Below are 14321 nucleotides of genomic sequence, written 5' to 3'. Positions count from 1 at the left end.
TTAAGAAGGGTTTGATTCTATTGTCATTCTTACCAAAACCTCATGGAGGAAAACTTATTCAAGCGTTTGATCCATACTATGAGTTCAAACATATCGAAAAAGAAATTGAAATTGACGCTGTCGCCTTAAGTGATCTCGAGCTGATTGGAGTCGGGCTGTTTAGTCCGTTGACCGGGTTTCTCGGGAAAGCCGATTATGAATCGGTTGTGTCCAATATGCGTCTTGCCGACGATACGGTTTGGTCCATTCCTGTGACGCTCCCTGTATCTTATGAAACTGCAGCAACACTTGAAACGGGCGATTTGATCAAGCTTGTTTTTAACAAAGAGGTTTATGGAGTGATAAAAGTTTCCGAATGGTTTAAACCGGATCTAGATAAAGAAGCGCTTGAGGTATATAAAACACAGGAAATTGCCCACCCAGGTGTCAAACGGCTTTATGAAAGAGGGTCAGTCTATGTTGCTGGGGAAGTGACTCTTGTAAAAAAACCAGAAAAAGGGGTATTTAGCGATGTATGGCTTGAACCAAAGGAGACGCGTGCTTTGTTTGAAGAAAAGGGCTGGAAAACAGTCGTTGGCTTTCAGACGAGGAATCCGATCCACCGGGCCCATGAATACATTCAAAAAGCTGCGCTTGAGACGGTCGATGGCCTTTTCGTCAACCCTCTTGTCGGAGAAACAAAATCTGACGACATCCCAGCTGATGTCCGTTTGAAAAGCTACCGTGTCCTGCTTGAAAATTATTATCCAATAGAGCGGGTACAGCTCGGCGTTTATCCTGCTGCTATGCGTTATGCCGGCCCGAGAGAGGCGATCTTCCATGCGATTGCACGCAAAAACTTTGGTTGCACACATTTCATCGTAGGTCGTGACCACGCAGGCGTAGGCAATTATTACGGAACATATGATGCACAGCACATTTTTGGCCAATTTACTGAAGAGCAACTTGGCATTAAGCCATTATTCTTTGAACATAGCTTTTACTGCAATAAATGCGAAGGAATGGCTTCAGATAAAACCTGCCCACACAGCAATGAGGACCGCGTGATTCTGTCCGGTACAAGAGTTAGAGAACTCCTGCGTTCTGGTACACTTCCACCGTCTACATTTAGCCGGAAAGAGGTTGTGGAAGTTCTTATCGAGGGAATGAAGGAAGAGGTAACTGTCTAAGGAGGTTTAAACATGACGAAAGCAACGAATATCACATGGCACACTTCAACCGTTACAAAGCTAGACCGTCGTGTTCAAAATGGTCATGGAAGCTGCGTACTATGGTTTACCGGTCTCTCAGGATCCGGAAAATCGTCGATTGCCAATGCTGTATCAAGTGAATTGTACCGCCAGGGAATCAATGAATATGTCCTGGATGGCGATAATATCCGCCACGGGCTAAACCGTGACCTTGGTTTTTCGGACCAAGATCGGACTGAAAATATAAGGAGGATTGGTGAAGTTGCCAATCTGTTTGTTGATAGCGGCGCGGTCGTAACAACCGCATTTATTTCCCCGTTTCGGTCAGATAGAGACCAGGTCCGTGCCCTCTTTCAAGAAGGTGAGTTTATCGAAGTCTTCGTCGATTGCCCGCTAGAAGAATGTGAACGTCGTGATCCTAAGCAGCTTTATGCTAAGGCCCGCCGTGGCGAAATTAAGGAATTTACAGGGATTAATTCACCTTATCAGGCACCAGAACATCCTGAAATCACGGTCCGGTCCGACCTTTTAACAGTAGAAGAGGCAGTTGAACAAATTTTGGGATATCTTCAAGATAAGAATATTATCTAGCTTGAGAAGGTGAGAAAGGATGGTAGAGCCATGGTTGGCAAGGTTTATTTAGTAGGTGCGGGTCCAGGAGATCCGGATTTGATTACGGTTAAAGGCTTGCGATGCCTGCAGAAAGCTGATGTCATCCTTTATGACCGGCTTGTAAATCCAGAGCTACTAAAGCACGCGAAAGAAGGGGCCCAATTGGTATACTGTGGCAAGTTACCAAATTACCACACAATGAAGCAGGAGACAATCAATCATTTTTTGGTTAAATATGCAAAAAAAGGCTCACAAGTCGTCCGCTTAAAAGGAGGAGATCCTTTTGTTTTCGGGCGTGGGGGTGAAGAAGCTGAGGAATGTGTGAGGCATGATGTGCCGTTTGAAATTGTACCAGGTATCACGGCTGGCATTGCTGCTTCAGCTTATGCAGGGATTCCTGTCACACATCGTACTTTGAGTAAAAGCTTTGCGTTTATTACGGGACACCAAGCGGGCGATGAGGCAGCGAATCACCAGTGGTCACATCTAGCCAATGGAGTAGACACCATTTGTGTTTATATGGGGGTTTCACACCTTTCGACGATAACAAAACAATTAATCGAGAACGGCAAATCACCCCAAACACCAATTGCTCTTATACAATGGGGTACATTAACCGATCAGAGGATCGTAGTAGGAACGCTTAGTTCGATTGAAGAAAAGGTAAAAGAAGCGAAAATTTCCAATCCTAGCATGATTGTGATAGGAGAGGTCGTAAGGCTGCACAAAAAATTGAATTGGTTTCATGAAGAAATTGTGCCAACTTTGCCAGTGGTCCACGGATAAGACTAAAAGGGAGAACTAAGTATGAAAGCAATTCTTTATATTGGCCATGGTACACGCTCAAAAAAAGGGGCCGATGAGGCAAAAGCCTTTTACAAAAGAGTTATGAAACGAATAGATGTACCCATTCAGGAAATTAGTTTCCTAGAGCTAACTGAGCCACTGATTGAGGAGGGCTTCAAACGTTGTGTGATAAGGGGTGCGACGGATATCACAGTTGTTCCTCTGTTCCTTTTGGCGGCGGGACACATAAAACAAGATATCCCTCGAGCCCTAACTTCTTTACAGGACAGATACTCTCATGTTCAGGTAAATGTAAAGGATCCTTTTGGTGTTCAGGGGAAAATTCTTGATGCAATAGCTGAGCTTGTCAGGGTTACTACAGCTAACTTGTCCCCACATGACCATTTATTGATAGTTGGAAGGGGCAGCAGTGACCCTGAAATTCACGTTGACTTTTCGGAGATTGCAGAAGGCATCAGGGGAAGGCTCGGAAGTAAGCACGTATCTGTATGTTATTTGGCTGCCGCCCAACCGAGTCTAGATGAAGGTTTAGAGATGAGTATTGAAAGAGCTATTGGCAAGGTAATTGTTGTACCGTATTTATTGTTTTCGGGTCTTCTAATCGCAGAAGTAAATCAAGCGGTGCGTAAGCGGCAAAAGCAAGGTCTGCAAATTCTCCACACTGGTCCGTTGAGCAGCCATCGGGTTATCGAAGATATTGTCATCGATCGAGCAACTAGTAAGGGGAGCGGTACGGCTGCAAGTAATGAAAACTAATATATAAAGCAACTGATATGTACTAGTAGAAGTTACTACTGATAGTAAAAAGTGTAAAATACGGCAGTCATTCGACAATGAGGTACGATAAGTTAATATTCATTTGTGAGGTGGAAATTGGTGCAACTTAAGATAATGAATAGCCCTTTTAATCAGGAGCAGGCAGAACTCCTTAACAATCTTCTGCCGACCTTGTCAGAATCACAAAAAGTCTGGCTGAGCGGTTATCTCGCTGCATCCCAATTCACTTCTATTTCGGGAACACGAGAAGTACAGGAGTCAGAACTTCCTGCGGGGATCACCGAACAGACAATCTCAAAAGAAGTAACCATTCTTTACGGATCACAAACGGGCAATGCACAGGCACTTGCGAAGAAGGCGGGCAAGACGCTAGAGGGGGAAGGATTTCAAGTAACCATCTCATCGATGAGCAATTTTAAACCGAATAATTTAAAGAAAGTCCAAAATCTACTAATTATCGTAAGTACCCATGGAGAAGGTGATCCACCGGATAATGCGTTAACATTCCATGAATTTCTACATGGCCGAAGGGCACCAAAGCTTGATGATCTTCACTTTTCCGTTTTATCACTAGGTGATAGCTCATATGAGTTTTTCTGCCAGACAGGAAGAGAATTCGATGACCGGCTAGCTGAGCTTGGCGGTACACGAATTTATCCGCGTTTCGACTGTGATCTTGATTATGATGAACCTGCGGTCGAATGGCTTGAAGGAGTTCTTGGTAGCTTAAGTGAAGCGCAGGGCGGAAGTGCTTCTCATGCTTTAGCGCCAACAACAACACCTCAAGCAGTTGAAACGGCATTCTCCAGAACAAATCCATTTAAAGCGGAAGTACTTGAAAATATAAATTTGAACGGTCGCGGTTCGAACAAAGAAACGCGCCACCTCGAGTTATCACTTGAAGGCTCTGGCCTCATGTTTGAACCGGGTGACAGTATCGGTATTTATCCAGAAAATGATCTGGCCCTTGTAGACATGCTTCTTGAGGAATTGAAATGGGATCAGGAAGAAATAGTTACGGTTAATAAACAGGGAGACGTTTTCCGGTTTAAAGAAGCACTCACCTCTTATTATGAAATTACTGTTTTAACAAAACCACTTCTTGAAAAGGTGGAACAGCTTTTGGCCAATGATGATTTACGGGAGCTTTTATCACCGCGCAATGAAGAAAAAATCAAATCATACCTCGTGGGTCGGGATTTACTTGATGTAGTCCGGGATTTTGGTCCGTGGGGTGGAACAGCACAAGAGTTTGTCTCCATTCTCCGGAAAATACCGGCTCGTCTATATTCGATTGCGAGCAGTATATCTGCAAATCCGGATGAAGTACATTTAACAATCGGAGCCGTTCGATATGATGCACATGGACGACAACGAAAAGGGGTTTGTTCAATTTTTTGCGCAGAGGTTCTGCGACCAGGGGATACGTTGCCGGTTTACATTCAGCATAATGAAAACTTTAAGCTGCCAATGAATCCTGATACACCGATTATCATGGTTGGACCGGGGACAGGTGTTGCGCCGTTCCGCTCCTTTATGCAGGAACGCGAAGAAAAGGGAGTGAAAGGAAAGTCATGGCTGTTCTTTGGAGACCAGCATTTTGTGACAGATTTTCTCTACCAGACTGAATGGCAAAGGTGGTTGAAAGAGAGCGTCCTGACGAAAATGGATGTTGCATTTTCGCGTGACACTACTGAAAAAGTTTATGTGCAGCACCGCATGCTAGAACAGAGCAAAGAAATGTTCAAATGGCTTCAGGAGGGTGCGGTGGTTTATATTTGCGGTGATGAGAAAAGCATGGCACATGATGTCCATACTGCTCTACTTGCGATTATCGAAAAAGAAGGCGGCATGAGCCGGGAAAGAGCGGAAGACTATCTTGCCAAGATGCAGCAGGAAAAACGTTACCAGCGTGATGTATACTGATTTTTGATTGGGAGGAGTTTTTTCAAAATGGTGAAGCAAATTTTAAAAGCACCTGTGGGCTTACCAAGTGATGTTGAACGCATAAAAGAAGAAAGTAACTATTTGCGCGGCACGCTAAAAGAAGTGATGTTGGATCAGATCAGCGCAGGGATTCCAGACGATGACAATCGTCTGATGAAGTTTCACGGTAGCTACTTGCAGGATGACCGGGATCTTCGCAATGAACGCCAAAAGCAAAAATTAGAACCTGCCTACCAGTTTATGCTACGCGTTCGGATGCCAGGCGGTGTAGCAACACCAGATCAATGGCTTGTCATGGATGATCTTGCCCAAAAATACGGCAACGAAACTTTAAAACTAACAACACGCCAGACGTTCCAAATGCATGGTATTTTAAAATGGAATATGAAAAAAACAATGCAGGAAATTCATGAGTCCCTTTTGGATACGATTGCGGCTTGTGGTGATGTAAATCGGAACGTCATGTGCAACTCGAACCCATATCAATCGGATATCCATTCTGAAGTATACGAATGGTCGAAACGATTGAGTAATGATTTATTGCCGCGTACAAAGGCCTATCATGAGATTTGGCTGGATGAGGAAAAAGTGGCCGGCTCGCCGGAAGTGGAGGAAGTAGAAGCGATGTACGGACCACTTTATTTGCCGCGGAAATTTAAGATCGGGATTGCCGTTCCTCCATCAAATGATATTGATGTCTTTTCTCAGGATCTAGGATTGATTGCGATTGTTATAGATGGCAAGCTGGTTGGTTTTAACGTTGCAATCGGTGGTGGTATGGGGATGTCACACGGTGATAAAGAGACATATCCGCAGATAGCCAAAGTAATTGGCTTTTGTAAACCGGAGCAAATTTATGATGTAGCGGAAAAAGTCATTACGATTCAGCGCGACTATGGCAACCGTTCCGAACGTAAAAATGCGCGGTTTAAGTACACAGTTGACCGACTGGGGTTAGAAACAGTCAAAGTTGAACTAGAAAACCGCCTCGGCTGGAGGTTGGATGAAGCGAAGCCATATCATTTCGATCACAATGGTGACCGCTACGGCTGGTTGAGGGGTGTTAAAGGAAAATGGCATTATACGTTGTTTGTTGAAGGTGGGCGCGTCGCAGATATTGATAATTACAAGCTAAAGACAGGCTTGAGGGAAATCGCCAAAATCCACACTGGTGATTTTCGGTTAACGGCAAATCAAAACCTGATCATTGCTAATGTATCGAGCCATAAAAAGAAAAAGATTACCGAATTGATCGAACATTTTGGTTTGACGGATGGCAAGCATTATACAGCGCTTCGCCGTAGCTCGCTGGCGTGCGTCGCTCTTCCAACATGTGGTTTGGCAATGGCGGAAGCAGAACGCTATTTACCGGTTCTTCTTGATAAAATTGAGGTCATTGTCGATGAAAACGGTCTGCGGGACGAAGAAATTACCATCCGTATGACCGGTTGCCCGAATGGCTGTGCACGCCATGCTCTCGGCGAAATTGGCTTTATCGGCAAAGCACCCGGCAAATACAATATGTATCTCGGTGCAGCCTTTGACGGCAGCCGATTAAGCAAAATGTACCGCGAAAACATCGGTGAAGAAGAAATTTTGAGTGAACTGCGTGTACTTCTTTCCCACTATGCAAAAGAGCGGCAGGAAGGCGAGCATTTTGGTGACTTTGCTATCCGCACTGGCATCATCAAAGCAGTGACAGATGGTAGAAATTTTCATGAATAATTAAGATGTTGTAGAGACAGGAGCACTATTCCTGTCTCATTTTTGCTAATAAGAGGTAAAACGATTCTTTCAATTAACGGGTTCAATAATTCTCTTTTATTGTTGCAGCCATTATACTATAATGGCGGTAATCGCATTTGTAGTTGTTGATAGTATCCTGGTGGAAGGTCATACTTAAAGATGATGTGTTACTAAAGATAGATGTTTACATAAAAAAGTAGGGTAGGGTGAACGATTATGTTTCAATCTGGTTTTTTTTTAGATCTAGGACCGCTCAACGTTCCTTTTACGATTTTAGGTATGGTGGTTAGTGTTTTTGTTTGGTATATTTTGATAAGGCTACAAGAATCCAAGATAGAACCTCCCATTGGTGACAAAGAAAGGCTGTCTGATAGTGTTATATCTCTTATTGTAGCGGGCGTCGTGTTATATAAATTTTGGCCGGTCGTTTCAAACCCTTCCCTTATTTGGAAACGTGGTTGGTCAGTCATTTATTTTAGTGGTGGAAGCTATTTTCAAATCGGGTTAGCTCTATTAATATTTGGATGGTTTTTATGGTATTTGCGAAGACGCCACATAGCTTGGCATAGAGCGGGGCAAATGCTGGTACGTGGTTTAATCCCTGCCTTAATCGTCTGGTATGTAATTATTCGGGAGTATGGAGTACTTACTAATCTACCGTTTGGGTATGATTATCAGGGCCAGCTCTATCATCCTAGTAACATTTATATAGTTGCTTTTTTAATAGTAATAGCTATAATCATGTGGTTTATGCAAAAGCGGTCATATCCAATTGAACCATGGGTACTCCTGCTCATCGCATTTTTTTATATAATAATAGCTCCAATTCGAGCTATACAGGATGTTTTCATCATTTTTGATGGCTTGCAATGGGCCTGGATAACGGTGGTTTTAAGTATTTTATGGATCTTTTTCTCTCATCGAAAGGTAGATCAAGAAGTGACTTCGGATTAAAGGAACTTTTTTTGTAATATAAAGGGGGTTTCATAGTTGTAAATCCTGCAGAAATAACGATTTGGGTTGTGTTTTGGAATGTTATCGTTTATTTCACCGTGTATGACCCCTTTTATCAGGGAATATCTGTTCAAGAAATTAAGCAAGAAGGCCGTAGTTTTTGGAGGAAAATCAGGCGTTTACACATACTTTTTTTATAACTGGTTTCCGTTGTGTTTATCGCATTAGTTCCTTTTTATCAATCATTAAACCTTACGGTGGTTTTACTGGACTTTAGCTTAAAAGGAGGCTTTTAAAATGATGAAGTGGAAAAGGGTACTGCTATTGGTCATAGGTGTTTTTATAGGGATTGTTATTACCCAACAATTTTTAGGTTCAGAACTAAAAACCAATAATAGAAAACCTGCAGCTGAACTAACTGAAGACCCAACGGAAGTAGGTCCCTTTATAGGAGCATTAGCACCTGACTTCTCTCTAGTAGGCTTGGATGGAAAGACATACGCACTTTCTGACTTAAAAGGGGATAAGCCTGTCCTTGTTAACTTTTGGGCATCATGGTGTCCACCATGTAAGGCGGAGGCTCCAGATTTGGTTCAATTATATGAAGAGTATGGTGATCAGATGGAAATTTATGCAGTCAATCTTACGACATCTGATACTGTGAAGGGTGCGCAAGAATTTGTGGATGACTACGGATTTGAATTTCCAGTTTTACTAGATGAAAAAGGTGAAGTAGGGAAAGTATATCAAGCCTTGTCAATCCCGACCTCTTATTTCGTCGATCGAAATGGAATAATTCAAAATAAAATGATAGGCATTACATCCCCTGATAAATTAGAAAAAATGTTTCAGGAGCTAATTAATAAAAAATAAGTGTAACACTCTAAATGGTGGTCGCCTACCATTTTGTCAGAATAAATAATCAAATAGATGGTTTCACCGGAAAGTTAGTATCCGCTCAAGCAACTTAAAAGTGGAAACAAACTACAAAATTAAATTAGTAAATGTGACAGCTTTTTGAAACTTACTCAAATATGATAATTAGACTCCTTTTTTAGCTTATAATGGAAAACGTAGGAAGTCAAAATAATATATAGGGGGTCGTCTTGATGAAAAAAGCTATTTTTTCTTTGATGTTCATTGCTCTTTTGCTCGTTTTAGCCGCTTGCGGAGGTGGGGAAAATGCTGATGGAGGCAACACTACTGAAGGAACAGGAAGCGATGGAGGCAGTAATAGTTCAGCCGTTGACCTTACTGCAACTAACTGGAAATTTGATCAGGAGAACTACACTGCTAAAGCAGGTGAGGTAACATTTAATCTTACAAACGAAGAAGGCCTACACGGAATACAAATTGACGGAACAGACTTAAATATTCAAGGTGACGGTTCAGGAAAGCTTACATTGGAGCCAGGAGAATATACGATTAGATGTAGCGTACCATGCGGACAAGGGCATGCAGATATGGTGTCCACTTTAACCGTTGAATAACCATATAATATAACAAGGAAACTTTAATAAAGGCAAAGCCCATAGTCTATCCCATTTAGAAAATCAATAATCTAGCATTTAATCACGCATGATTTTTTAGCTCACACCCCAGGATGAAAAAGTTCTGGGGTTCTTTATTACTCTTGATTTGCTCATTTAATTTAGTGTTAGGCATTAATGCTTAATCATTTGCTTTTTTTAACCTGTGAAGTTTGAATAGAACGGCAAAACGTTTAATCTTCAGTTCAATCATTGCACCAATCCGTATTGCCGTTAGTGTTTAACAATCTATCTTCTATTTACAAAGACAGAGTATAGTAGATTTTGATTCACATATTTAAAAGCTGCTTAATGAATACTTGTTAAAAAGTGCTTGCGCTTACTTTTGATATATCTCGATATCAACGAAGTCACCGTTTAATTTGGCTAGCTCTTGCAACGTTTTATCAATGTCTTCATCTTTAACCAAAGTGACATATAGTTCATATTTTTTATCTTCATCTTTATATATTTTTTCAAGTATGTCGAAGGGTAAAATTACTGTATTTTCAATTGATGAAGTCCCACCAACAACACCTACTACTTGCATATCATTTCCTTCAAGCTGAAGTGGCTTTGGGTGATAACCGAGCGTTCCTAAAATAGCGTAGCCATCTTCTGTGGTATTGTTCTTTGCGAATACTGATCCAACGATCATCGCTTTTTCGTTTGCATCTTCTGCTGAAAGTAATCTTCCTTCAATTAGCTGCGGAACTATAAGAGTACTATCTGCTGGGATAAGAATATCCTTTGTAGGATTAACCCCAATAAATTCTCCTTTTTCGGTTTGCACCATGACATAAACATACACATCTTTAATCTCTTTTATTTTCATCAATTTTGCAATTATTTCTTGATCATATAATGTGGACGTTATTCGGATAATCGTATTATTGACTAGTGGTTTCATATTTTGGTTTGTGTATGAGCTTTTCGCGGTTGTCATTCCATGAGTTTTTAACGTAACCTCACCGCCATGATTAACTGTTCCAGTTTTATGGATTCCAATAAAAACAGCGGAAACAGCGAGAATAAGAGTACCAATCATTATGCTAAATAGTAATATTTTCTTTCGTTTTATCATGTAACCTTTCCTTTCCTACAAGATGTAGTACACATCTAATTTAACATAAATACGAGATGAAACGATGTTTTTTTGTTAAGGGAATTATAATATTACGTAGCTAATATTATCACTCATAGTTTACTATAGTGCTATAATTGATAAAAAATAGTTGTCTATTGGAGGGTCTTTTCTTGGAAGAAATCATCAAAAATTTTAAAGAAGATTCTGAATCCGTATACCATACTTGGTTCCTTAATAATGATGAAAGATTGAAAGCATTTCGAACAATTAGGAAAAGCCTTTCAAATGTAATAAATGAAATAGAAGCGGGTACATTTGGCAATGATTTTAAAGGTTCGAGTTTAGAAACTGTTATAACTGCTATTTCAGAACAGAAACAAATTTTTGAAGGTGCAGCACATGCCTTCTACTGGAAGCCGAAATTAAGAATACCTGACATTTATGAAAACGAAGCTAATAAAAGAGCATTTGGTCGTTTTTTAAGAGCGTGCTTAGAGATGACAAAAGAAGAACAACTTTTAAATGAAATATATGTGTTAGATGCGCTGAAAATAAAAGGATTAGGACCAGCGGTTGCCAACATTTTATATTTTTTACATCCAACTCTTTTTCCTCCTTTTAACACGGCAATAACCAATGGATTCAACATTCTCTTTAATCAAAACAAAAAACTAGGTTCATGGATAGCTTATCTTGAGATGAGGGAAGTTATTATTAAGGAAAACAATATTTACCGAAGTGATTTATCAAAGGATTTAGGTGCGATTGCTGGACTATTATTTGAGATTGGTAGTAGTCGCTTGGTTATTAAAGCGAACGCTGCAAAGGTTATTGACATTGAGCAGGATAAACAAGTAAAGGCAAGAGCGAAGCGTCACAAACAAGTCAATCAAGATGAGCTTGAGGAAAATGCCCATACGGAAATGCAATATTACCTCGCAAAGCTTGGGAAATCACTTGGGTATAAGGTTTGGATTGCTCGTAATGACCACAAGCGCACTTGGAATCAAGAAAAATTAGGCGAGTATTCATTGAGGGAATTAATTCTCTCCGACCTTCCTAAGCCGGTGTTTGATACCGTTTCACTAATTGACGTACTATGGTTGGATGATTCTAATAACATAGTGAGTGGTTTTGAAGTGGAAAAAAGTACATCGATTTACTCTGGGATTTTAAGGCTTAACGATTTATCCATTTCAATTGGTAGCGGAGTACCTTTTTACTTAGTGGCACCAAATAGCAGGGAAAAGGAGATAAACGCCCAGCTATTAAGACCTTCATTTAGAACATTGGATTCATTGTCTATCGCCTACATTTTATTTACCGATTTACGCTGTGATTGTGATTCAATGTGTAAATTTGGCAGTGATGTAACTGTACTTCAAAAAATTTGTAAGGTAGTATAAGAGCCTTCAATACCCCAACTGCTAACAATGGTAAAACAAAAGAGCGAAGGTTGATATTTGGACAGATAAAAATTATAATTTATGTCCGGTTTAAGCGGTTTTCTTTGTATTGACCATAAAAAATGTCGTTAAGGAATAGCAGAGTAGTTTAGCCTGACTACGTCATGTTCTAATAGTAGTTAAATCAGGTATTAAAAGGAGTAAATAGATACAATCCAAAATGGAATAGACATTATTTATCTATTAAACATAGGACGGAAATATAGATGTTAGATTAGAGAAAATGACACTGTGGGACTAGCATAAGCTTAGTCCCTCTTTTTTTAAAAGATAAGAAAGCATTCCTGTATTAAAGCAAAATGAGATTTGAATAAAATAAGCCTCCTTGGTATGATACAAAGTGTCCAAGCTGATCAGCGCAAAGGACATTTAATAACCAAAGGAGGACTTAAAATGAAGTATAAACAAAATGACAAGATTCTGCAACTTACAGAAAAAACCTTAATTATAGGGGTTGACATTGCTAAACATAAGCATGTCGCAAGAGCACAAGATTATAGAGGTATACAATTTGGAAAAGCTCATACATTTTTAAACACATATGAGGGTTTTGAAGGTTTCATAAACTGGTTAAATCAAATCAAAGCTAAACAGTCTAAGGAAGATGTCATCATTGGGATGGAACCTACTGGACATTATTGGCTTCCGTTGGCTTATTGGCTAAAAGAAAAAGGAAAAAAGGTGGTTGTAGTTAATCCAGCTCATGTTAAGCAAACAAAGGAGTTAGATGACAATTCTCCTACTAAGAATGATTTCAAGGATGCTAGAGTTATCTCTAGACTTATTGAGGGCGGAAGATATTCGGAGCCCAATTTACCGGAAGGTATATACTCGGATTTACGTGAAGGTATGAACCTATATAACCAATTGGTACAGGACCTAACAGCTGTGAAAAATATAGTTCACCAATGGCTCGACCGTTTCTTTCCTGAATATTTAACGGTCTTTGGGAAGTGGGATGGAAAAGCTTCTCTACAAGTTCTAAGAATGGGACTTTTTCCTGATGAGTTATTAGAGCGTGAAGACTTGGAAATTCTAGCTGAAATTCGTAAAGAAGTTAAAAAAGGTGTGGGAATAAAGAAGGTTGTTCAGTTGAAAAACGTTGCCCTTCGTTCAGTAGGCATTAAAGAGGGGCGAAGTCTAGCTAGGTTAAAATTAAAAAGCTTACTAGACCAATACGATCTTCTTTCAGAACAATTAGAGAGCGTCTGGAGTGAAGTAGAGAACATCATACAAGATGTTCCAGGGGCGAGAGAGATGGGAGATATTAAAGGTATTGGACAAGTTACAGTAGCCTCCTTTTTTGCAGAAGTCGGTGATTTACAAAAGTACTCACATCCCGACCAAATTGTTAAGTTAGCAGGATTAAACTTAAAACTAGCTACATCAGGAAAGTGGAAAGGGCAAACAATTATTACTAAACGAGGGCGTCCTAAATTAAGGGCACTATTGTTTAAAGTCGTGTTGCCTCTTGTAGCTCAAAATCCTGCATTTAAGGCACTACATCAGTACTTTATTACACGAAATGAAAATCCATTAAAAAAGAAGCAGTCTATCATCGCTATATGTTGTAAATTAATTCGTATTTTATTTACGATTGGAAAGAAACAAATTGAGTTTGAACCAGCTAAAATGTTACAAGATATTCCTCATTTTAGTATGCAAGAAGCTGCTTAAAAGGATAGGGTAAAGTGATCAAAAAGAAGTTAGGTGCAGAAAATAGTCGAAGATTTATATAACATAAACAGTAGTATCGATGACAATATTTAATTCTCATTTTTTATTCACTTAGTAGTCGAAGTATTTTAAAGTTGTTTCAATTTGAAGAAGACTTACAACAGAAGCTAGGAGCAGTCGGCAAGCATTTATACTATTGGGCAATGACCCCGCAAGAAAGCATCGCCGACCCCACTTCATGGATAGGCAGAACGAAGGAATGTATGCGCATATTTTTCATATGACGCCGTGAGAAATGGGAGGGTGTGCCGCCATGAACATTGTGGGATCCAATAGCGACCATATTTCTAGATATTATCCTTTTTTGTAAAAAAATAGAAGAAGAGGGTTTATTTAACTATGTCCTCCTCCTCTAAAATACAAATAAAGTTCTGTTAGTCCATTAAAGTGCAGTCTTATTGAAATTTGAAATACTGAGAAAAACAGAGAAAACAAGAGAAAAACCTTACTTTAATGAGGGAGTATAAAA

The 14321-nt window shown here is 40.0% G+C and carries 12 protein-coding genes; 11 read left to right on the top strand and 1 reads right to left on the bottom strand.

Annotated elements, in window-relative coordinates:
• The first annotated feature begins 20 nt into the window (after positions 1-20).
• From sat to PY093_RS15240, 9 genes are all read left to right on the top strand, one after another.
• Positions 21-1169, top strand: coding sequence for a sulfate adenylyltransferase (gene sat, locus PY093_RS15280; protein WP_275646722.1), 1149 nt, complete (start codon positions 21-23; stop codon positions 1167-1169).
• Positions 1170-1181: 12 nt separating this feature from the next.
• Positions 1182-1781: an adenylyl-sulfate kinase gene (gene cysC, locus PY093_RS15275; protein WP_275646721.1), complete on the top strand. Its 600-nt coding sequence runs from the start codon at positions 1182-1184 to the stop codon at positions 1779-1781.
• A 30-nt stretch (positions 1782-1811) separates the two neighbouring features.
• A complete protein-coding gene (cobA, locus tag PY093_RS15270; protein ID WP_275646720.1) occupies positions 1812-2588 on the top strand; it encodes a uroporphyrinogen-III C-methyltransferase in 777 nt (258 codons plus the stop codon).
• A gap of 21 nt (positions 2589-2609) precedes the next feature.
• Positions 2610-3365 (top strand): sirohydrochlorin chelatase, encoded by a 756-nt coding sequence (locus tag PY093_RS15265; protein WP_275646719.1) that lies wholly within the window; start codon positions 2610-2612, stop codon positions 3363-3365.
• Between the two features lie 120 nt (positions 3366-3485).
• A complete protein-coding gene (locus tag PY093_RS15260) occupies positions 3486-5312 on the top strand; it encodes an assimilatory sulfite reductase (NADPH) flavoprotein subunit (RefSeq protein ID WP_275646718.1) in 1827 nt (608 codons plus the stop codon).
• A gap of 27 nt (positions 5313-5339) precedes the next feature.
• Positions 5340-7058: an assimilatory sulfite reductase (NADPH) hemoprotein subunit gene (gene cysI / locus PY093_RS15255; protein ID WP_275646717.1), complete on the top strand. Its 1719-nt coding sequence runs from the start codon at positions 5340-5342 to the stop codon at positions 7056-7058.
• Between the two features lie 237 nt (positions 7059-7295).
• Entirely contained in the window at positions 7296-8033 is a 738-nt protein-coding gene (locus tag PY093_RS15250; protein WP_275646716.1) for a hypothetical protein, read from the top strand.
• A 297-nt stretch (positions 8034-8330) separates the two neighbouring features.
• Positions 8331-8906, top strand: a complete 576-nt coding sequence (locus tag PY093_RS15245; protein ID WP_275646715.1) for a TlpA family protein disulfide reductase — start codon at positions 8331-8333, stop codon at positions 8904-8906.
• A gap of 236 nt (positions 8907-9142) precedes the next feature.
• A complete protein-coding gene (locus tag PY093_RS15240; RefSeq protein WP_275646714.1) occupies positions 9143-9523 on the top strand; it encodes a cupredoxin domain-containing protein in 381 nt (126 codons plus the stop codon).
• Between the two features lie 379 nt (positions 9524-9902).
• Here PY093_RS15240 and PY093_RS15235 read toward each other — a convergent pair whose 3' ends face one another.
• On the bottom strand, positions 9903-10646 hold the full coding sequence (locus PY093_RS15235; RefSeq protein WP_275646713.1) for an ABC transporter permease: 744 nt from the start codon (positions 10644-10646) through the stop codon (positions 9903-9905).
• Between the two features lie 173 nt (positions 10647-10819).
• On the opposite strand from PY093_RS15235, the gene PY093_RS15230 reads away from it, so the two are divergent.
• Together PY093_RS15230 and PY093_RS15225 are read left to right on the top strand one after the other, a co-directional pair.
• Positions 10820-12055 carry a hypothetical protein gene (locus PY093_RS15230; RefSeq protein WP_275646712.1) on the top strand — a complete coding sequence of 412 codons (1236 nt, stop codon included), beginning with the start codon at positions 10820-10822 and terminating at the stop codon, positions 12053-12055.
• Between the two features lie 453 nt (positions 12056-12508).
• Complete coding sequence (locus PY093_RS15225; protein WP_275645258.1) at positions 12509-13792, top strand: IS110 family RNA-guided transposase; 1284 nt, start codon at positions 12509-12511, stop codon at positions 13790-13792.
• Positions 13793-14321 lie beyond the last annotated feature (529 nt).

The sequence above is a fragment of the Cytobacillus sp. S13-E01 genome (genome assembly GCF_029193815.1).
Classification (GTDB): domain Bacteria; phylum Bacillota; class Bacilli; order Bacillales; family Bacillaceae_L; genus Bacillus_BV.
Note: the sequence above shows the minus strand (reverse complement) of the source record. Positions and strands in the feature narration are given on the sequence as shown.